19 protein-coding genes and 1 pseudogene are annotated in these 20,310 nt (G+C 62.8%); 10 read left to right on the forward strand and 10 right to left on the reverse strand.

The window, feature by feature from the left end:
• Window position 1 precedes the first annotated feature (1 nt).
• The 9 genes and pseudogenes from QA637_RS24370 to QA637_RS24410 form a co-directional block, all read right to left on the reverse strand.
• Window positions 2–931 (reverse strand): c-type cytochrome, encoded by a 930-nt coding sequence (locus QA637_RS24370; protein WP_380787039.1) that lies wholly within the window; start codon window positions 929–931, stop codon window positions 2–4.
• Between the two features lie 127 nt (window positions 932–1,058).
• A pseudogene (locus QA637_RS24375) lies at window positions 1,059–2,363 on the reverse strand (adenylate/guanylate cyclase domain-containing protein).
• An 82-nt stretch (window positions 2,364–2,445) separates the two neighbouring features.
• Window positions 2,446–2,730, reverse strand: coding sequence for a copper-binding protein (locus tag QA637_RS24380; RefSeq protein WP_153437419.1), 285 nt, complete (start codon window positions 2,728–2,730; stop codon window positions 2,446–2,448).
• A 20-nt stretch (window positions 2,731–2,750) separates the two neighbouring features.
• A complete protein-coding gene (locus QA637_RS24385) occupies window positions 2,751–3,230 on the reverse strand; it encodes a cupredoxin domain-containing protein (RefSeq protein WP_153437418.1) in 480 nt (159 codons plus the stop codon).
• Window positions 3,231–3,269: 39 nt separating this feature from the next.
• Complete coding sequence (locus QA637_RS24390) at window positions 3,270–4,619, reverse strand: multicopper oxidase family protein (RefSeq protein ID WP_283065223.1); 1,350 nt, start codon at window positions 4,617–4,619, stop codon at window positions 3,270–3,272.
• 14 nt (window positions 4,620–4,633) lie between these two features.
• On the reverse strand, window positions 4,634–6,097 hold the full coding sequence (locus QA637_RS24395) for a TolC family protein (RefSeq protein ID WP_283065225.1): 1,464 nt from the start codon (window positions 6,095–6,097) through the stop codon (window positions 4,634–4,636).
• On the reverse strand, window positions 6,094–6,321 hold the full coding sequence (locus QA637_RS24400; RefSeq protein ID WP_283065226.1) for a hypothetical protein: 228 nt from the start codon (window positions 6,319–6,321) through the stop codon (window positions 6,094–6,096). Before QA637_RS24400 ends, QA637_RS24395 begins: the two co-directional genes overlap by 4 nt.
• Window positions 6,322–6,416: 95 nt before the next feature.
• Window positions 6,417–6,800 carry a hypothetical protein gene (locus QA637_RS24405; RefSeq protein WP_283067331.1) on the reverse strand — a complete coding sequence of 128 codons (384 nt, stop codon included), beginning with the start codon at window positions 6,798–6,800 and terminating at the stop codon, window positions 6,417–6,419.
• A 210-nt stretch (window positions 6,801–7,010) separates the two neighbouring features.
• On the reverse strand, window positions 7,011–7,508 hold the full coding sequence (locus tag QA637_RS24410) for a DUF305 domain-containing protein (RefSeq protein WP_283065228.1): 498 nt from the start codon (window positions 7,506–7,508) through the stop codon (window positions 7,011–7,013).
• 472 nt (window positions 7,509–7,980) lie between these two features.
• Here QA637_RS24410 and phnC point away from each other — a divergent pair, with 472 nt between their 5' ends.
• The 7 genes from phnC to phnN all read left to right on the forward strand — a co-directional run bounded on the left by phnC (window position 7,981) and on the right by phnN (window position 15,020).
• On the forward strand, window positions 7,981–8,823 hold the full coding sequence (gene phnC / locus QA637_RS24415; protein WP_283065230.1) for a phosphonate ABC transporter ATP-binding protein: 843 nt from the start codon (window positions 7,981–7,983) through the stop codon (window positions 8,821–8,823).
• A gap of 89 nt (window positions 8,824–8,912) precedes the next feature.
• A complete protein-coding gene (gene phnD / locus QA637_RS24420) occupies window positions 8,913–9,818 on the forward strand; it encodes a phosphonate ABC transporter substrate-binding protein (protein WP_283065232.1) in 906 nt (301 codons plus the stop codon).
• Window positions 9,819–9,924: 106 nt separating this feature from the next.
• Window positions 9,925–10,887, forward strand: a complete 963-nt coding sequence (gene phnE, locus QA637_RS24425; protein ID WP_283065234.1) for a phosphonate ABC transporter, permease protein PhnE — start codon at window positions 9,925–9,927, stop codon at window positions 10,885–10,887.
• Between the two features lie 9 nt (window positions 10,888–10,896).
• On the forward strand, window positions 10,897–12,411 hold the full coding sequence (gene phnE / locus QA637_RS24430; RefSeq protein WP_283065236.1) for a phosphonate ABC transporter, permease protein PhnE: 1,515 nt from the start codon (window positions 10,897–10,899) through the stop codon (window positions 12,409–12,411).
• Between the two features lie 176 nt (window positions 12,412–12,587).
• A complete protein-coding gene (locus tag QA637_RS24435; RefSeq protein WP_283065238.1) occupies window positions 12,588–13,295 on the forward strand; it encodes a DUF1045 domain-containing protein in 708 nt (235 codons plus the stop codon).
• Window position 13,296: 1 nt separating this feature from the next.
• Complete coding sequence (locus tag QA637_RS24440) at window positions 13,297–14,436, forward strand: alpha-D-ribose 1-methylphosphonate 5-triphosphate diphosphatase (protein ID WP_153437408.1); 1,140 nt, start codon at window positions 13,297–13,299, stop codon at window positions 14,434–14,436.
• Window positions 14,433–15,020, forward strand: coding sequence for a phosphonate metabolism protein/1,5-bisphosphokinase (PRPP-forming) PhnN (gene phnN / locus QA637_RS24445; RefSeq protein ID WP_283065240.1), 588 nt, complete (start codon window positions 14,433–14,435; stop codon window positions 15,018–15,020). Before QA637_RS24440 ends, phnN begins: the two co-directional genes overlap by 4 nt.
• Before the next feature lie 150 nt (window positions 15,021–15,170).
• Here phnN and QA637_RS24450 read toward each other — a convergent pair whose 3' ends face one another.
• Entirely contained in the window at window positions 15,171–15,539 is a 369-nt protein-coding gene (locus QA637_RS24450; RefSeq protein WP_283065242.1) for an ArsR/SmtB family transcription factor, read from the reverse strand.
• Window positions 15,540–15,674: 135 nt separating this feature from the next.
• Here QA637_RS24450 and QA637_RS24455 point away from each other — a divergent pair, with 135 nt between their 5' ends.
• The 3 genes from QA637_RS24455 (at window position 15,675) to hutH (ending at window position 20,310) form a co-directional block, all read left to right on the forward strand.
• Window positions 15,675–16,859: an MFS transporter gene (locus QA637_RS24455; protein ID WP_283065244.1), complete on the forward strand. Its 1,185-nt coding sequence runs from the start codon at window positions 15,675–15,677 to the stop codon at window positions 16,857–16,859.
• 671 nt (window positions 16,860–17,530) lie between these two features.
• On the forward strand, window positions 17,531–18,778 hold the full coding sequence (gene hutI, locus QA637_RS24460; RefSeq protein ID WP_283065246.1) for an imidazolonepropionase: 1,248 nt from the start codon (window positions 17,531–17,533) through the stop codon (window positions 18,776–18,778).
• The gene (gene hutH / locus QA637_RS24465; protein WP_283065248.1) at window positions 18,775–20,310 is read left to right on the forward strand and encodes a histidine ammonia-lyase; all 1,536 of its coding nucleotides are present in this window, start codon (window positions 18,775–18,777) and stop codon (window positions 20,308–20,310) included. The genes hutI and hutH overlap by 4 nt, the downstream gene beginning before the upstream one ends.

Consider the following 20,310-nt stretch of genomic DNA (forward strand, 5'->3'; position numbering starts at 1 on the left):
CTCAAGGATGCGGCGTTGGGCGAGCTGGCAGTGATTTGATGTACCTGGCGATAGCTATACGATCGCTTTCGGGCAGTTGCGATGTGTTGGCGACGACATCGCGCATCGACGATCCCACTCTCCCATGATTGGGCGTCCTGCCGCTCTTCAACATTTCGGCGAGCTCCCCCTCGGACCAGCCGCCGATCCGCGCTGGCGTTATGTTGGGCACGAAACCGGTCCCCTCCAGATCCGGCCCGCCGGCAAAGCGAGTGGTCGGCCTTATCGCGCCGAAGATGTTGCGCGTCGAGTGACAGTCGGCGCAATGAGCAAGCGCTTCGACCAGATAGGCACCCCTGTCGTGAACGGGATCCTCGTTTAGCATCGCCTCTGACTTACCTTCTCGAAAGAACAGGAGCTTCCAGAAGCCGACGAAGCGGCGGATGCGGAAAAAGAGGAAGAGGTCGTGCGGCGGTGCCCGACCCGAAACGCGCGGTAGCGTCTGGAGGTATGCATAGAGGTCCCTGACATCATCAGGCCGCATGCCGGTGTAACTTGGGTAGGGAAACGCCGGGTAGTAGTGCCTGCCCTCCGGTGAGACGCCACTGATCAACGCGTTTGCCAGATCAGCGACGGACCACGATCCTATGCCGTCAACGGGATCGGGCGAAATGTTGGGCACCCTGAACGTCCCGAAGGGCGATGCGAGGGCAAGGCCGCCGCCGAGTTTCAGCGGGTCCGGCTGTCCCGGCGTCGCGTGACAGGAGGCACATCCTCCCGCAGCAAAGATGATCTCGCCACGCGATGCACTCCCCTCCGTCAAGGTCGATCCGGTGGATTCGAAGCTGGCTACCGGCATTGTCAAGAACCAGCATGCGCAGACCATGAACAGCGTCGCTGCGGCCGCCAAAGTCAACGGCCAGTCCTGCGCGAGCGACATTGTATCGCGCATCGTCAAGTCTCCGAGAGCTTCCACCCAATCCCTGAACGGCAGCTATGTTCCCATCACCGGCGTCTGTTTCCGCCGCTTTGCAGCGCGCATGCAGAGGTCTTTCCGGGACCGACTGGAAAGACGATCTCTAGAAGGCAGTGTGCACGCGTCCCGTGTCGTAATCTGGATCACTTGTGCCCGCGACACCGGATTCCCGGCGCAGATACCAGATATCGATAGGAAGCCGCCTCCCCAGGCAGCGAAACACCGTTCTTCGGAAACCATATGGCGCAGGGAACCGTTTTTCGCAGCCGCGCCAGCAGTTCCGACGAGACCACAAGAGGGGAGTCGAGCGATTTGGCCAGGGTTTCAAGGCGTTGCGCGACGTTCACCGCGTCGCCGATCACTGTGAACTCGCTGTGGCATCCGCTGTCGAGGACGCCGCCGACGACAGCGCCGAAATGCAGCCCAATCGCAGCATCGAGTGCCGGATAGCCGTTGCGGACGCCGTGGTCCCTCCACTCGTTCAATGCCTCGACCAACTCGAGCGCACATGCGAGCGCGCGGTCCGCGTCGTCTTCCGTGGGCCGCGGCTGTCCGAACACCGCCATGACGCCGTCGCCGATGAACTTGTCGACCGTTCCGCCATAGCCGAAGATTGTGTGGGAAACGAGCTGCCGATATTCCGCGAGCACGGACGCCAGCTCGCGGGCGGGCACGGTTTCGGCGAGGCTGGTAAAGTCGCGCAAATCGACGAACATGATGGCGGCGTTCCGGCGCTCCAGCCAAGAGCCTCGCCGCGCTCCTGTAGTTCCGAAACGATGAGCGGCGAGAAGAAGCGCGAGAGATTGAGGCGCCGCTGATCCGCCTTCAGCGCCTCCTTGCGCGTCCGGTCGTGATCCCGGGCAAACAGGTATATCGCAAAGGCGGTGAATCCAAAGCTCACGGTCAGGCCAAGATCCTGATTGAGAAGCCATGCAAGCCGCGACACGGCATCGGCCGTGTTGTGATGCCTGACGGCCGTGATCACCAGCATGGACACCCAGGCGATAAGGACGATGGTCGAGAACACGAGCACCAGACGGCGGTCGAGCCTCAGGCCGACTTGGACGAGCAGGATGAAGGCGACGACCAGGCTCGTCGTCGTCAGGTTGTGGTTCCAGGCGACCGGTTCGGTCAGGATGTGCCCGTAGAGGATCAGTGCGACCAGCAGGGCGTCGAGAACGACAAACAGCGTCTTGAGCCGGGAGCGACCGGGGATATATCGCGCGGTCGTGATCGCGGCGACGCTGATGATGAAATAGCTGACGACTACGACAAGGCGCGCGCCTTCGCCCTCCTCGTTGCCGGCAAGCAGGAGGTTGGCGAGCAGGATAGCGAAGGCAACGAACCGTAGGAGGATCGAGCGGATTTCTCTTGCGAAGTCCCATGCAGGATGAAGCGAAGACGTCATATCGACACGCGTAGGCTGGGTTTTCCCGGTCCGCCCGGAGGATGAAAGGACGCGACCAAGTTACAGCCGCGTCCTTTCGCTTTTACTTGACTTCCGTAACGGTAAGCTTTCCGTCTACGCGCTCGGCGACGAACTCGATGTTCGCGCCTTCCTTCAGCTTCTCCAGGAGGGCGTCGTCCTGAACGCGAAAGACCATCGTCATCGCGGGCATGTCGAGGGACTTCAGTTCCTCATGGATGAGGGTGACCTTCCTGGCCTTTGCGTCGACCTTCTTGACGGTACCTTTGGTGAACTCGGCGGCGAGAGCGCCGGAGGCAGTACCGAGCGCGAGGGCGGAGGCGAGGGCGAGTTTGATCAGCGTTTTCATGTCATGCTCCTTTCGAATGATTATTTTCCGGCGACAATGACGTCGCCATGCATGCCCGCGTCGTAGTGACCGGGGACCAGGCAGGCGATCTTGAACGTGCCGCCGTTGGTGAATTTCCAGATGACCTCGCCGGACTCTCCGGCGGCGAGGCGGATCGCATTCGGATCGTCATGTTCCATCTCCGGGAACTTCTCCATCGCGGCCCTGTGCTCCATGATCCTGTCCTCCTGGTCGAGCACGAACTCGTGGTCGAGTTCGCCAAGGTTCTGGATCGCGAAGACGATGGTCTGGCCCCTGTAGACCTTGAAGGTCGAGGGCGTGAAGATCATCTCGCCGTCGTCGGTCTCCTTCATCGTCACCCGGATCGTCTGAGTGGCGTTGGCCTTCTTGCCCGGCTCGCCGACGGCCATCGCTTCGCCGTGGCCACCGGCGTGATCGCCGGAGGCGAGCGCCGGGGTGGTGAGCGCGACGGCGAGAAGTCCGAAGATTGCAGCTTTCATCGTGTGGTCCTTGGGTTGGTTTAAGATCGGCATGCGGGATCAGCCATGATTCGTATGCTTCGGCGTGATCCGGGTCTTTGCGTCTGTGGGCCTGGTCGCGTCGGGAAGTTCGCCCGTCCATTCCCAGGCCTGGGTTCCGGGTGGGTTTTCGTACCAGCCGGGGTCGGAGTAATCGCCCGCCGAGATGCCATCGCGCACCTTGACGACAGAGAACATGCCGCCCATTTCGATGGGTCCGTGCGCCCCCCAGCCGGTCATCATCGGCACGGTGTTCTCGGGGATTTCCATTTCCATCTCGCCCATGTCGGCCATGCCCTTGGTGCCCATCGGCATGTATTCCGGCTGGAGCTTCTTGATCTTCTCGGCGACCTTCTTCTTGTCGACGCCGATGAAGGTCGGGATGTCGTGCCCCATGGCGTTCATCGCGTGGTGCGACTTGTGGCAATGGATCGCCCAATCGCCGACGTATCTGGCATCGAACTCGTAGGCGCGCATCGCGCCCACTGGAATGTCGATGCTGACTTCCGGCCAGCGCGCCTCCGGCCGCACCCAGCCGCCGTCGGTGCAAGTGACCTCGAAGTCGTAGCCGTGCATGTGGATCGGGTGGTTGGTCATGGTGAGATTGCCGACCCTGACGCGCACCCGGTCGTTCTTGGAAACGACGAGCGGGCTGATGTCCGGGAATACGCGGCTGTTCCAGCACCACATGTTGAAGTCGGTCATCTCCATGACGCGGGGCACGTAGGAGCCGGGATCGATGTCGTAGGCGTTGAGAAGGAAGACGAAGTCGCGGTCGACTGGCATGAACTTCGGGTCCTTGGGATGCACGACGAAGAAGCCCATCATCCCCATCGCCATCTGCACCATCTCATCGGAATGCGGGTGGTACATGAAGGTGCCGGACTTCACGAGGTCGAACTCGTAGACGAAGGTCTTGCCGACCGGGATATGCGGCTGCGTGAGGCCGCCGACGCCATCCATGCCGGAGGGCAGGATCATGCCGTGCCAGTGGACCGTCGTATGTTCCGGCAACTTGTTGGTGACGAAGATACGAACCCGGTCGCCTTCGACCGCCTCTATCGTCGGACCCGGCGACTGGCCGTTATAGCCCCAGAGATAGGCGGTCATGCCTTCCGCCATTTCACGCTCGACCGGTTCGGCGACGAGATGGAACTCCTTGACGCCGTTGTTCATCCGGTACGGCAGCGTCCAGCCGTTGAGCGTGACGACGGGGTTGTAGTCGGGGCCGGACGTCGGCTTGACCGGGGCTTGCGTCTCCGCCGTCTCCATCACCGCCGCCTCGGGCAGCCCCATATTGGAGGTCTTCGCCCAGGCGGCGGTCGAAACGAGCGCGGCGCCCGCGCCGAGCAATTGTCTTCTGTTGAACATTGCCTGTTCCTTTCTCAGTGACCGCCACCGCCGCTCTCAGCGGCTGCCGCGACTTCCATTTCGCCGGAGGCCGCTCTTGTGCCGCCGCCATAGATCGCCGGCGCAAGATTGGCCTCGGCCAGCCAGAAGTCGCGCTTGGCATTGACCGCGAGCAGGATCGAATTGACCTTGTCGCGGCTGTCGGCGAGCAGTTCGAAGGTGTTGGTGATCATCGCGTTGTAGGTGAGGAGGGATTCCTCCTCGATCTTGGTGCGCAGCGGCACGACGCTGTTGCGGTAGTGCCGGGCGATGTCGTAGTTGGCGCGGTACGCCTGGTAGGCGGAGCGCGCCTCCGAGCGGACGTTAACCGCCTTCTCAGCGAGCAGGTTCGCCGACCGCATATAGGCGAGTTCCGCCTTGCGCATCCGGGCCTTGCCGCTGTCGAAGATCGGGATGACGAACTCGAGTTCCGCCTGGCCGGCCGTCTCTGTCTCAACGTTCCCGTCCTCCTTCTCCCGTTCGGCCTCGAAGCCGGTCAGGAGTTCGAGGTCGGTGACGTAGCGGGTCGCTTCGGTCAGCTTGTAGGACTTGGCCGTCGCTTCGAGATCGAGCTTCGCCATCTGCAGATCGACGCGGCGCTGCAGCGCCTCCGCCTCGATCAGGTCGCCCTTCATCAGGCCCTTCGGCAGGGTGGGCAGCCGGTTCGGAACCTGATAGTCGATGTCCGAACCCCAGAGCCCCATCAGCCGCGTCAGCTCCTCCTTGGCAAGCCGGGCCTCCAGGCGCGCCTTGGCGGATTGCCCCGCCAGCTCGGCATAGAAGACGTGCTCGCGGGCCTGTGAGCCCTTGGTCATCGCCCCGGTCTCGCCGAGCTTTTGGGCAAGCTCTGAGGCAGCGTCGGCCGCTGCCTCCGCCTGGTTGAGCTGGCCGACCGTTTCCCAGGCGGCGACGGCTTTGATCCAGGCGCGACGGGTATCACCGGCGAGTTGCAGCGTGCGCAGCGCCGCGTTCAACTGCGCCTGCCGGAAGCGGGTGTCGGCGAGGGCAATGTCGCGTTCGCGGGTGGCGAGCACCAAGAGGTTGTCGGCAACCACGCCTTCTACGGACCTGAACGCCTCGATCCCCGGCGCTCCTATGCCGTTGAAGCCGATTGCGACCGTCGGGTTGACGAACATGGTCGACTGCCAGGCGTCTGCGGCGGAGTCGCCGAGGTCGGCATAGGCGGCCTGCAGCCCCTTGTTGTTCAGAAGCGCGACCTGCACCGCCGTCTCGACGTCGATCGTCTTCTTGGCCATCAGCGTCTTCACCCGGTTGGAGACGGCGCGGGCCTGCTCCTGGTTTTGCACCCAGACCGTCTGCTTACCGATGGCCGCCACCGTCTTTCCCTCGACGGAGGAGAATCCGGCATTCTTCGCTGCGTACTCGGTGGCCGACACACAGCCGCCGAGCACCAGCGGAAGGCTCAGCACTGCCGCCAGTTTCAAGTTGTTTCTGATCATGACGCGTCTCCTTCCGGAGATTGCGCGTCATTCTGGTTGCGCCACGGTTTGGGATCGACCGGGACACGATGGGTGTAGCCCGAGACCGGGCTCGTATACCTGAGGGGGCGGACTTCGGCCTGGGAGGCGGCAAGATCGCCCGAAGCAATGACATCGGGAGGCAATGTGGCAGCGCATCCGCCGGCAAACAGCGGCAGTGCGACCACGAAAAACAAGGGTTTCATGGTTATATCCGAATGGGAATTGCAACGGCGCTTGAAGCGCAAATCACGCGCTCACAGACGCACGGATTCGACCCGCGAGGACGGGTGTGCCGTACTCAGATATTCGGAGGGCGGTGCAGCTGCGGGAGTTCGCCTATGGCCCGGGCATCGTCGATGAACTTGCGGATGGTAGCGACACGCGGGCCGCCGACCGCGTCAGCGTCGGTCACGATGGCCATGCTGATACAGAAGCCTTGGCAGCAGTCGGTCTTCGCCAGTTTATGGGCGTCGTCAGGGGAGGACTGGTCGTGATCGCCGTGCACGTGGTCGCCGCTCGCGACTTCGTGGTGCTGGTGGTCGGACTGGGAGATTTCGAGATCGGACCAAGCCCCATGCATGGCGGCGGAGACGGTCGGCACCGAGTATCCCGCCAGTGACACGACAATCACCAAGCGGATCAGAACCAGCATCTTGTGCAATGTGATTCGAAACATACCCATGCCTAGCAGGACTAACATCGGTCCCTAAGTTGTCAATTGTCGGTTCGTATGGCTCGCGCCTGTCACACGGCATCACAGCGAGCCCGGTCGAGCCATCGGTGCGATGCTGGCTATCGGTGTAAGGGTTCCAACGATGGCAAGGTCAAGCGGGAAAATGGCCAACGAGCGGATCGGAGTTGATTGGCTGGTCGTGCCGGCGCCGCTCGTCGATCAGCCGGATTTGCCCAATCTCGCTCTGATCGCGTTCATTTGCTCGATTTCCTTGCGCTGCGCTTGGGAGATTTGATTGCACAGGTCGACCAGTTCCTCGTCCGTGAGGTATGCTTCGCGACACATCAGGATCGCTCCCGAATGATGCGGGATCATGGAGGCGATGAACTGACGGTCGTCGATCAGAGCCTGCGTGCGCGTTCCCGCAAACGCCACAACGAAGAGGGCAATCAGGCCGAGATAAAGGCCGACGTTCAGTCCCCTGTTTCTGTACATCCCGCCCATGGTCGCCAGCATGATGATGCCCATCGGAGCGACCATCGTCAGCGCCATGTAGAGCGTGTTGAGGTTATTGCGGAAATCCGTCCACCCGTCGATCATGGAGAACATCACGAAGTACATGACGACCAGACTGACCACCATGTTGACGGCGAACATCAGGTAATGGTGGGCTGCCGTGTCATGGTGCTGCATCGGCTGCTTGCCTTGATCTTTCATGGCGATCCTCCGCCTGCTGCCATCCTCGACAACGATAGCAACCGGGGGAACGCTCGTTCGTTCCATCAAAGGGTACCAAGTTTCCGAGCTTGCAAGCCGGTATCCACGCGAGCCCTTCCACCGTGCCTCAGGGCATCTCGAGCACGGCTCTCTCCCCATACGGCTGCTTGCCGGTGCCTATCCCATATGTGCGGCCAGGGAACAGTCTTTGGCGTTGGCGCGGCGAGCATGTCCAGATCGGGGGCACCCATTGAACGTCACCAACCAACATTCGTGATCTGGAACGAGGGGCGCGGCCTCGGACCGGCGGCGGTGGCTTGTGGATCGGTTCAGACTGCATTGAAGAGCCACGCCTGCTTCCGACTGTGAACTGTTACAGAAACGACAAGAAACTGACATTTGGCGTTCATCAAGCGCCGCTATGGCAGGTGTCATACCGATGACCGGTCCCCCTAAAAAGGAACTGCTGCCAATGTTTCAGTTGAAGAATGTAACCCGCCGGTTCGGCACGAAAACAGCCGTCAGCTCGGTTACCTTCGACATCCCCCAGGGCCAGATGGTCGGTATCATCGGCCGCTCCGGTGCCGGCAAATCGACGCTGCTGCGCATGATCAACCGTCTGGTTGACCTCTCGTCCGGCTCGATCGAATTCGCAGGCACGGAAGTCTCCGCGCTCCGCGGCGCGGCGCTGCGCAACTGGCAGCGCGACTGCGCCATGATCTTCCAGCAGTTCAACCTCGTGCCGCGTCTCGACGTCTTGACCAACGTCCTGCTCGGCCGCCTCAACCACCGCTCGACCGCGCTCAGCGTCCTCAACATGTTCACGCGCGAAGAGCGGATCATGGCGATCGGTGCGCTCGAACGCCTCGGCATCGAGCAGACGGCATTGCAGCCGGCCGGCACGCTTTCCGGCGGCCAGCAGCAGCGCGTCGCGATCGCCCGCGCCCTGATGCAGCAGCCGAAGGTGCTCCTGGCCGATGAGCCGATCGCCTCGCTCGACCCGCTCAACGCCAAGATCGTCATGGACGCGCTGCGCGACATCAACGAGCGCGACGGTATCACCGTCATCACCAACCTGCACACGCTCGACACGGCGCGGAGCTATTGCGAGCGGATCATCGGCATGGCGCATGGGCGCGTCGTCTTCGACGGACAACCGAAGGACCTGACCGCCGCAGCCGTCGCCGAGATCTACGGTGCAGACACCACGATCGAAGAATCGATGACCTCGACAAGCATCAACATTCCCGCGGCACTGCCGCAGGAAAAAACCGCATCGGCTGGCCTCAAGCCGCTGGCATTGGCCGGTCTGTGACGACCCGCCACGATCGAAAGCCCGCGTGAAGGGCACCTCTTTGCAACCGATATCGATCCGGCAATGCCGGAAAACGGGAGACAAACCTTATGTTGAAGAAAGCTCTGTTGGGCGCTGTTGCGCTCCTCGCCCTCGTCGGCCACGCTCAGGCCGAAGATCTGAAGGAATTCCGCATCGGCATTCTTGGCGGCGAGAACGAAGCCGACCGCCTGCGCAACTTCCAGTGCCTGGTCGACAAGCTCCCGACCGCAATCGGCGTCGAAAAGGTCTCGTTGTTCCCGGCCGCCGACTATGACGGCGTCATCCAGGGCCTGCTCGGCGGTACGCTCGATTACGCAGAACTCGGCGCTTCCGGCTACGCCAAGATCTACCTCGCCAAGGCGGATGCCGTCGAGCCGATCCTGACGACGGTCCAGACCGATGGCTCCACCGGCTACCACTCGATCATGGTTGCCCGCAAGGATTCCGGCATCACCAAGCTCGAAGACCTCAAGGGCAAGAAGCTCGGCTTCGCTGATCCGGACTCGACCTCCGGCTACCTCATCCCGCTCGTAACGCTTCCGGAAGCGATCGGCGCACCGGTCAAGGAATTCTTCGGTGAAACCGGCTTCGGCGGCGGTCACGAGAACCTCGTTCTCGAAGTCGTCAAGGGCACCTTCGATGCCGGCACGACCTTCGGTTCGGGCATCGGCGAGTTCAAGGACGGCTACACCTCCGGCAACCTGCGCAAGATGGCCGACAAGGGTATCGTTGACATGAACGACCTCGTCGAACTCTGGAAGTCGCCGTTGATCCCGAACGGCCCGATCGTCGTGCGCACCACGATGAACGACGACATGAAGGCGAAGTTCAAGCAGTTCATGATGGACCTGCCGAAGACCGATGCCGCCTGCTTCTCGGCTATCCAGGGCGGTGATTTCATCGGCTACACCGAAGTCAATGCCGACTTCTACAAGCCGATCATCGACGCTCGCAAGGCAACGATCGGCGGCTGATCGCCAAACCCTTCATATTCCAGCCGGCCGCGCAAGCGGCCGGCATTTGATTGTCCGGGACTGCCACAGGCACCCACCTCAAGAGGCCGGCTCCGCCGGAAACCCCATGGCCACTTCCGTGCTTTCCCGACAACTGAGCGAGAGCGGCGCCCTGGTGGAGCGCCACTGGCAGGAACTCAATGCCCGCCGCCGGCTTTACACCTTCCTGGGCCTGGCGCTCCTCGCTCTGACGCTATCCGCCTCGCTCTGGTTCGCAAACGATTCGAACGCCGGCAAGTTCTTTGATCGCCTGCCGCATTTCTTCGATTTTGTCGGCGATCTGGTCCCGCGCGACGCCATGGAAATCGTGCGTGCCATGTTCGACTTGCCGTCGCCCTATGACGACGGCAGCTTCAGGTACAACTATCCGGACGGTCGGCTTTACCTCACCGACAGCCTCTACATCCCCGAATATTTTCACAAGATGCTGGAGACGCTGAACATTGCCATCTTTTCGACAGTGATCGGCGTCTTCTTCGGCTTCATTCTCTCGTTCCTTGCCGCGCGAAATCTCATGCCCAATCCCTGGATCAGGGGCCCGGTGCGCCGGCTGATGGAGATCCTGCGCGCCTTCCCCGAAGTGGTCATTGCCGGCTTCTTCCTGGCAATCCTGTCGCTGGGCCCCATTCCCGCGATTGCGGCGGTGTCGATCCACACGATCGGCGCGCTTGGCAAGTTGTTCTTCGAGGTCGTCGAAAACGCCGACATGAAACCGGAGGAAGGCTTGCGCGCCGTTGGCGCCAACTGGATCGAGCGGGTCTGGTTCGGCATCGTTCCGCAGGTTCTCCCGAATTTCACCAGCTATTTCCTGCTTCGCCTCGAGATCAATGTGCGCGCCTCGACAATCATCGGCGCCGTCGGCGGCGGCGGTATCGGCGAGTTGCTACGCCTGGCGATCGGCCAGGATCATGAGGCGAAGACGATCGCGATCGTGATTCTCTTGTTTACGACGATCTTCGCCGTCGACCAGTTTTCAGCATGGCTCCGCCGTCGCCTTGTCGGCGATCAGGCCTTCCAGCTCGCCCAGTAGGAGCGCACCATGACCGCCTCGACCAAGCCGAGCCTCCTTGAAATGGAAGCAATCGCTGCCCGCCATCCGCACCTGCTGCAGTCCTCCTCCAGAAAGAGACTGAAATCCGCGCTGATCGGCATCGGCGTGCTGCTCTACCTGGTTTTCAGCTGGTGGTTCTTTTCGATCGGCCACGTGCTCGCCAATGCCAATTGGGGCATCGCCGGGACCTATCTCGCCGACTGGGTGTCCTTTGAGGTCCGGCCGGAAATTGCGATCGCGGCCGATGGCACTATGGCCGTCTCCTACGCGCGAAATTCGCCGCTCGGCGCCAATCCCATGCCCGATTGGGTCACGCTTGAGAAGAAGACAGTGACCCGTACGATCGAGGCGCCGGCCGCTGCTCAGCCGTCGAAACCGAAGGCAAGTTCATCCTTCAATTTCATGGCGCCGAATGCCGCGCTCGGCGGCGCCCAGACCGCTCAAGCAGAAAACCGCGTCGAGACCCGCACCGAAGAAGTCGTGGTTCGCGCACTCTTTGCCTACGATCGTTCGACAAGCATCGAGATCGGCGACGGCTTGGTAAAGGCGACGCATGGCGGTGAGACGCTGACGATGACCGTCGACGGCGCGGATACGGTAACGCCGCAAGGCCCCCTGCCCCGCTGGGCCATGCAAAAGCGGCCGGGAGAAAAGATCACGCTCTCCTTCGGCTTGACGGGCTGGGCCGAGGTCGAGGGTGACGAAGTCTCGATCCGCAACCGGTTCTTCGGCTGGGCGAACTTCCTCTTCGATACCCACTCGCCGTTCTTCGGAAAGCCCTATGGCGAAGTGGCATCGCTAATTGTCTCCGGAGAGCGGATCGATCCGGCACGCTCCAACCTTTCGCTTGCCTGGAACAACATTCTCTACAACGCGGAGTGGCAGCATCTCGACGTCTGGACCAAGCTGCTTCAGACGGTCGTCATGGCTTTCGTCGGCACCCTCTTCGCATCGATGATCGCCTTTCCGCTCTGCTTCCTCGCCGCGCGCAACATCACGCCGAACCTTTTCGCCAACCAGCTCGCCAAGCGGTTCTTCGATTTCCTGCGGTCGGTGGACATGTTCATCTGGGCGCTGTTCTTCACGCGCGCCTTCGGCCCCGGTCCGCTCGCCGGCATCTCGGCGATCTTCTTCACCGATACCGGCACGCTCGGCAAACTCTATTCCGAGGCGCTTGAAAACATCGACGACAAGCAGCGCGAAGGCGTGAAATCCGTCGGCGCGACGCCAATCGCGGTGCAGCGCTTCGGGGTGCTGCCGCAGGTGCTGCCGGTCTTTGCCAGCCAGGCGCTCTACTTCTGGGAATCGAACACCCGCTCGGCGACGATCATCGGCGCCGTCGGCGCCGGAGGCATCGGGCTCAAATTGTGGGAGGCGATGCGCACCAACTCCGATTGGGAAAATGTCGCCTATATGGTGCTTCTGATCTTGATGGTTGTCTTCATTTTCGACAACATCTCGAACGCGTGCCGCTCGCGGCTGATGGGACGAAAGGCACATTAAATTGGAGCGGGATGCGGGCGGAAAACCGCACGCACTTCCTCATCCCGCTCTGATCCGATTTGCGTTTCGCACCGAAGTCATCATGATCTTGTCATGCAAATCGGCTAGCTGCGCATCGCACCCCGCGAACATCGACCCGCCGGAGGGCGGGCCGGGCGACACAGAAAGTGAGACTCGTGCGTTATGCAATCTACTTCGCGCTGCCGGCCGATGACCGGCTGACGCAGACCGCAGCCCATTGGCTTGGCCGCGACGCCTTTGTCGACGGAGCACTGAGCTGGCCGGAGGTGCCGGCGCTCGGGCGCGAAAACCAGATGGCATTGACGGCGGACCCGCGGCGATACGGTTTTCACGGAACGCTGAAGGCGCCGTTCGAACTCGCTGAGGGAAAGAGCGAAGCGGATCTGCTCGCCGCCTTCGATGAGTTTGCGGCGGAGATCGAGGCGTTCGAGGTGCCACGGATCGTGTTGCATCAGATCGGGCCGTTTTTCGCGCTCGTCCCGGCCGAAGACTGCCCGCCGCTTCGAAGCCTGGCGGAACAGGCCGTTCGCCGTTTCGAGCCGTTCCGGGCGCCGCTGTCGGACGCCGATATCGCGCGCCGCAATCCGGAGAAGCTCACGCGGCGTCAGCGCGAATATCTTACGACATGGGGTTACCCTTACGTCTTTGAGGAATTTCAGTTCCACCTGACGCTGACGGGACCGGTGCCGAAGGAGACGCAACCAGTGATGCGCGAGACGCTTACCGCCGCCTTCGAGGAATTCACTGGCAGGCCACTCGACATTGCGACCATTGCACTTTTCGTCGAGTCCCATCGCGGCGCGCCGTTTACCGTCTATTCCCTACTGCCGCTTGGCGGCGCATCCGAACGAAAGATCGCATGAGATGAGCAAAGAACAGGTATTGAGCAACGCCCGCATCGTTCTCGAGGACAGGATCGTCAACGGTTCCGTCCTCATCCGCGACGGCCGTATCGCCGATATTTCCGAAGGGGCCAGCAGCACGGGCGAAGATTTCGAAGGCGACTACCTGCTGCCCGGCCTGATCGAACTTCACACCGACCATCTGGAGGCGCATTACTCTCCGCGCCCGGGCGTGCGTTGGCTGAAGATCGCGGCGATCCAGGCCCATGACGCCCAGGTCGTCACCTCCGGAATCACCACCGTCTTTGACTGCCTGCGCCTGGGTTCGGACGAGGACGGCGGCTTCCAGAAGGGCGAGATGCGCAGCATGGCGGATGCCTTGGCGCAGGCCAAGGAGGAAGGACGCCTGCGCGCCGACCACCTCATCCACCTGCGTTGCGAAGTTTCGACTTCCGACGTCCTCGATCATTACGAGGATTTTCAGAACGACCCGCAGGTCCGCCTCGTCTCGCTGATGGATCATGCTCCAGGGCAGCGTCAGTTCCAGACGATGGATCAGTACACGCTCTACTACAAGACGAAGCGCGGCCTTTCGGACGAGGCTTTCGCCGAGTTCGTCGAGCGTCAGCAGGCGCTTTCCGCGCGTTACGCCGCGCCTCATCGCACGGCGCTGGCAAAGGCGTGCGCCGAACGGGGCATAACCATTGCCAGCCATGACGATGCGACGGTCGCGCATGTCGAGGAATCGATCGGCTACGGCATCCGTCTGGCGGAATTCCCGACGAGCTTCGAGGCGGCGGAAGCCTCGCATCGCGCCGGATTGAGCGTGCTGATGGGCGCGCCCAATATCGTGCGCGGCAAGTCGCATTCTGGCAACATCGCCGCCCGCGATCTCGCCGAGCGCGGCGTTCTCGATGTGCTTTCGTCCGACTATGTCCCCTTCAGCCTCATCCATGCGCCTTTCATTCTGGCCGACGACGTCGAGGCAATCGACCTGCCGCGGGCGATCGCCATGGTAACAGCGACGCCGGCGCGCACCGTCGGTCTCGACGATCGCGGCCGGATCGCCGTCGGGCTGCGCGCCGATATCGCCCGCGTCCACCGTCCTCAAGGCATTCCAGTTGTTCGCTCCGTCTGGCGCGAAGGACGGCGTGTCGCATGACGGCGGTCGGACAGGGGCGCGGAGGGCTCATCGTCGTCGTCGGCCCGAGCGGGGCAGGCAAGGACAGCGTCATGGGCTTCGCCGCGCGCCATTTCGCGTATCGCCCGGATATCCTCTTCGTGCGGCGCGTGATCACGCGTCCATCGGATGCCGGCAGTGAAGTGCATGAAAGCGTCTCAACCGCGGAATTCGAGGACATGAGCCGAAGCGGCGCCTTTGCCGTTTCGTGGCAGGCCCATGGCTTGAGCTACGGCGTTCCGGTCGAGATCGCCGACAGGGTCGCAAGCGGCATGACGGCGATCGTCAACGGCAGCCGCGCCGCCCTCCCCGCCATTCGCGAGGCCTTCGGCACCATCGCCGTCGCGCTGGTGACTGCAGACCCGGCGGTGCTGGCGAAGCGCCTGGCCGAGCGCGGCCGCGAGAGCGAGGAAGACGTGTTGCGCCGGCTCACGCGGCAGACGCCCGACATTATCGCCGGACCCGACGTCACGGTGATCGACAATAGCGGCCGGCTCGACGTCGCCGGGCAGCGCTTCGTCGCGCTCGTCGAGCGGCATTGCGCGGCATTGCATCATCCAGCCTGAGCAAGAACGAAGGATCGGAACGTTTACGAGGGACCCCGGACCAAACAGTCCGGGGTCCTTTTTGCGCTGCACCCATTGACAGGCAACAGACGTCGCCCACCTACAGCTTTGTCGGGGCCAACAGGTCCGATGCCCCGGCGGACATTGCTATCACGGCTCGCCTTGCGTCAGCGCCTCCTCGGTGGCGTCCTCGATCTTCTTCACCATGGGCATGTCGACCGCAGCGGCGATGATGGAATCGAGAAGACCTGGAAAGCGGCTGTCAAGGTCGTCGCGCCGAAGCGTCACCAGCCGGCTCGTGCCGGAGACTTCCATGCGGGTGATGCCCGCCTCGCGCAGCTTGGCCAGGTGGTAGCTGATATTGGTCTTGGAGCCGAAATCGGTGAAGCTCAGGCACATGGTCGGCCGCCCCTCGCGGCGCGCGAGATAGCCCACGATCGCCAGCCGCGTCGGGTCACCGAGCGCGCCGAGCACGTTGGAAAGGGTGATCTGTTCGGCGGTGGGATGGGGTAATGTCATGGTTCGAAGATAGCTGCGCCAGCACGGCAGTTCAACGCGGCGGGCTGTCGCTCACAAAGGATCGATAGGAAGGCATATTGACACGGCGACCGGTCATGTTCAATAGTTCAACATCTTTTGAACAAAGGATCCCCAATGGACAAGCGCCTCATCTGGCTCGCTGTCGGCTCTTTCACGATGAGCACGGTCGGCTTCGTTTTTTCGAGCCTGCTGCCATCGATTGCAGCCGACACCCACACGACGATCCCTCATGCGGGGCACCTCATCACTGTGTTCTCGCTTTCCTACGCCGTCGGCGCGCCGCTGCTTTCGGCGCTGGCCGGGACGGCTGACCGTCGGCGGCTGCTTGTGGCTGCGATGCTTGCCTTCGTGGTCGGCAACGGGATCGCTGCGACGAGCGTCTCGTTCACCACGCTGCTGCTCGCCCAGATCGTGATGGGAATGGCGAGCGGACTGTTTGCTGCCACAGCCCAGGCGACGGCGGTTTCGCTGGCCGGCTCGGAGCACCGCGCGCTTGCAATCTCGATCGTGGTGGGCGGCACCACATTCGCAGTGGCGCTGGGCGCGCCCCTCGGCGCGCTGATCGCGGCTTTCTGGGGCTGGCGTGGCACATTCGAGGCGGTCGCCCTGCTCGGGCTCGCTTGCGCCACCGTGCTGTGGCTGCGCCTGCCGCGGAGTCTCAGCGGAATGAAGCTGACGCTTGCCGAGCGCTTCAGCGCCGTCGGTCTCCCCGGCGTAGCCTCGTCGCTGATGGTGACCTATCTCTACCTTGCGGGCGGATTCATGATCATCTCCTACCTCGCGCCGCTGGCGATCGACGGGGCCGGACTTTCGAAAATGGCGCTGCCGGGCCTGTTGCTTGCTTTCGGCGTGGGCGCGGTGATCGGCAATCTTTCCAGCGGCTATTTGGCCGACCGGATCGGCGCGACGCGCATGGTGGTGCTTTCGCTGATGTCGGCACTGGTGGTGTCGCTGGCGATTGCCTTTGGGCTGCACCTCCTGCCACGCAGCCTCGCCGGCCTGCTGCTGATCGGCATCATGGTGCCCTGGGGCATCATCGGCTGGGCGTTTCCGCCGGCACAGGCCAGTCGCATCGTCGCCTTCGCGCCGGAGGTGGCACATCTGACGCTGTCGCTCAACGCCTCGGCGATCTATCTCGGCATCGCCAGCGGCACCGCGCTCGGCGGGCGGGTGCTGGAAAACACGGCCGCAGCCAATCTCGGCTTCTTCGCGGCACTGTTTCCGGTGGCCGCCCTTGCCACGCTCTACGCGGGCCTGCGCTCCTACCGGCGGCGCTTCGCGGCGAGCCTGGCGGAATAGATCCCTTACTGCATGATTCGTTAAATCGGAATCGATTTAAGGATAAGATCATGCAGCAAATCAAAGTGCTACAGCGACCTTTGCGCGTCCGATTGGACGCGCGGCGCTGTAGTGAAGCCGGCGCGTAGCACGAGAGCCGGTCCGCGCCGGCCGACTCATCACAGGCGGCGACGCCCGGTGGGAGCACTGAGGCTGGTCCAATTTCGCCAATCGCAAACCCAGCCGATTAACCGTTCCAAATACGCTCCGGCCGAGTTCTTCGACGCCCTCCGCCTCCAAGGGATGCAAACAGGCTTACGGCATGCGCGATCTGAATCCGGAAGGCGTGCCGGCTGATCGCGACAGTGCTGCACCGTCGAGCGACCTGTCCTCCCTACACTGTGGACGTGTTCCGGATAGACGGTGCGGACAATAAGGCGACCGCCAAGGTCGCCGCGCCCTGAACGGCACAACTCCACCTAGCGACAGCAGCACACTGCGCCGCTGACAACAATGCCGACTGAAGCCTCGGATCTCGGGCGCCTGCAGCCCGGCCCTTCCATGTCGCAAGATCACCCTATGTTCTCTGGTATCACGCCGACCCGGCCGCCTCTTGCCATAACGCGGTGAATTTTCGCTTGTCATTGGCAATAATATGTCTATACATTATCGCAGAAGAAGGGCGGTAACCCATGGACGAAAACAGCAACCCAAGCTCAGGCAATACAAGCCTCTGGCGCAATGCGCGCATTGCAACGCTTCGCGAGGATATGGGGCCGCTCGGCGTCATCGAGAGAGGTGCCATCGCCACCCGCGGCGACCGGATCGTCTACGTCGGCACAGAACAAGACCTGCCCCTGGACATTGCCCGAGCCGACCAGGTAATCGATTGTGAACGCCGCTGGATCACGCCGGCCCTCATCGATTGCCACACCCATATCGTCCACGGCGGCAACCGCGCACGTGAATTCCAGCTGCGGCTCGAAGGTGCCACGTACGAGGAAATCGCGCGCGCCGGCGGTGGCATCGCCTCGACGGTGAAGGCGACCAATGCCCTGTCGGTCGAAGAACTGGTGGAAGCAGCACTTCCGAGGCTCGACACGCTGCTTGGCGAGGGGGTCGCGACGGTCGAGGTGAAGTCGGGCTATGGCCTGAACATCGAGGCCGAACTGAAGATGCTGCGGGCCGCGCGCCGCCTGCAAGAATTGCGCCCCGTGCGCATCGTCACGAGCTATCTCGCCGCGCATGCGACGCCTCCCGAATATAAAGGGCGCAACGGCGACTATATCGCCGATGTCGTGCTGCCGGGCCTCAAGAGCGCCCATGCCGAGGGCCTCGTCGACGCCGTTGACGGCTTCTGCGAAGGCATCGCCTTCTCACCCGACGAGATCGCCCGAGTCTTCGACGCCGCGAAGGCGCTAGGCCTGCCGGTCAAGCTCCACGCCGAGCAGCTTTCGGATCTCGGCGGCGCCAAGCTCGCGGCTTCATACGGCGCGCTTTCGGCCGACCATCTTGAATATCTCGATGCGGAAGGCGCTGCGGCCATGGCAAAGGCCGGAACCGTCGCCGTGCTTTTGCCTGGTGCATTCTATACGCTTCGGGAAAGGCAGTTGCCGCCGGTTCAAGTCCTGCGTGATGCAGGCGCGCGCATCGCCATTGCGACGGACTGCAATCCGGGCACTTCTCCGCTGACTTCGGTGCTTCTGACCATGAACATGTCGGCGACGCTCTTCCGGCTGACCGTTGACGAATGCCTCGCGGGTGTCACGCGCGAAGCCGCACGCGCGCTCGGAATTCTCGACAAGACCGGCACGATCGAGGTCGGCAAATCCGCGGACCTCGCGATCTGGAACATCGATGAGCCTGCCGAACTTATCTATCGGATAGGCTTCAATCCGCTGCATCAGCGCATCTTTGGAGGCGAAAGAATCGGCCAATGACCATCGTACTTAAGCCAGGCTCCGTTCCGCTCAAGGATCTGGAGACGATCTACTGGACCCGGGAACCGGCCCGCCTCGATCCCGCCTTCGACGCCGCCATTGCCAAGGGCGCTGCCCGCATCGCCGAAATCGCAGCCGGCAATGCGCCGGTTTACGGCATCAACACCGGCTTCGGTAAGCTTGCCTCGATCAAGATCGACAGCGCCGACGTCACGACGCTGCAGCGCAACCTCATCCTGTCGCATTGCTGCGGTGTGGGGGCGCCGCTGCCGGAAAACATCGTCCGGCTGATCATGGCGCTGAAGCTGGTCTCGCTCGGCCGCGGCGCTTCGGGCGTCCGGCTCGAGGTCGTCCGCCTGATCGAGGCGATGCAGGAACGGAGCGTAATCCCGCTGATCCCGGAAAAGGGGTCGGTCGGCGCCTCCGGCGACCTTGCTCCGCTTGCGCACATGGCGGCCGTGATGATGGGCCACGGAGAAGCGTTCTTCGATGGTGAGCGCATGCCGGGCGCAGCCGCGCTTGAAAAGGCCGGTCTTACGCCCGTGAGGCTCGCCGCCAAGGAAGGCCTCGCCCTGATCAATGGCACGCAGGCGTCCACCGCTCTGGCGCTCGCCGGTCTCTTCCGTGCCCATCGCGCCGCGCAGGCGGCGCTCATTACCGGTGCACTTTCGACCGATGCCGCAATGGGGTCGTCCGCGCCCTTCCATCCCGATATCCATACGCTGCGCGGCCATCGGGGCCAGATCGACACGGCCGCCGCCCTTCGCCAGTTGCTCGAAGGATCCGTGATCCGGCAGAGCCACATCGAGGGCGACGAACGGGTGCAGGATCCCTACTGCATCCGCTGCCAGCCACAGGTCGACGGCGCCTGCCTCGACCTCTTGCGCTCTGTCGCCGCATCGCTCACGATCGAGGCCAACGCCGTCACCGACAATCCGCTGGTGCTTTCGGACAACTCTGTCGTCTCGGGCGGCAATTTCCACGCCGAACCGGTGGCCTTTGCCGCCGACCAGATCGCGCTTGCGGTTTGCGAAATCGGCGCGATCGCGCAGCGCCGCATCGCGCTTCTCGTCGATCCGGCGCTGAGCTACGGCCTGCCGGCGTTCCTGGCCAAAAAGCCCGGGCTCAATTCGGGCCTGATGATCGCGGAGGTCACCTCCGCCGCGCTGATGTCGGAAAACAAGCAACTCGCGCATCCGGCTTCGGTCGACTCGACGCCGACATCCGCCAACCAGGAAGACCACGTGTCGATGGCTTGCCACGGTGCGCGCCGCCTGCTGCAGATGACCGACAACCTGTTCTCTATCATCGGCATCGAGGCCCTGACGGCCGTCCAGGGGGTCGAGTTCCGGGCGCCGCTGACGACGAGCGCGGAACTGTCGAAGGCAGTGGCTGCCGTACGCAGCGTGTCGCTGACGATCGAAGAGGACCGCTACATGGCCGACGATCTCAAGGCGGCCGGCGAACTGGTCGCATCTGGCGCGCTCAACGCCGCCGTCTCCGCTGGCATTCTTCCGAAGCTGGATCTCTGA

The sequence above is a fragment of the Sinorhizobium terangae genome (assembly GCF_029714365.1).
Taxonomy (GTDB): domain Bacteria; phylum Pseudomonadota; class Alphaproteobacteria; order Rhizobiales; family Rhizobiaceae; genus Sinorhizobium; species Sinorhizobium terangae.